At 62.0% G+C, this 208-nt stretch carries 1 protein-coding gene; it reads left to right on the forward strand.

Annotated elements, in window-relative coordinates; all coding sequences use genetic code 11:
• Positions 1–208 (forward strand): LysR substrate-binding domain-containing protein (locus A3728_RS17270; protein ID WP_236630544.1); only part of this gene is annotated, 208 nt, incomplete at both ends.

Genomic DNA, 208 nt, shown 5'->3' on the forward strand with positions numbered 1-208 from the left:
TCGAGGGGCGTGAGGGAAGGTTTACCGATATCGCCGACGCGCTGACCACCGGGCGTATGGATGTGGCGATTTCATACGACGTCGGCTTCGCGGGCAAATTCAGACGACGCAGGTTGAGGCAGGTGAGCCCCGTGGCGTTCCTGTCGACCGACCACCCGCTGGCAACAGAAACGCGGCTGGAACTGACCGATCTGATCGACCGTTCCGT

This window comes from Sulfitobacter sp. HI0040 (assembly GCF_001634885.1).
In the GTDB taxonomy this organism is placed as follows: domain Bacteria; phylum Pseudomonadota; class Alphaproteobacteria; order Rhodobacterales; family Rhodobacteraceae; genus Sulfitobacter.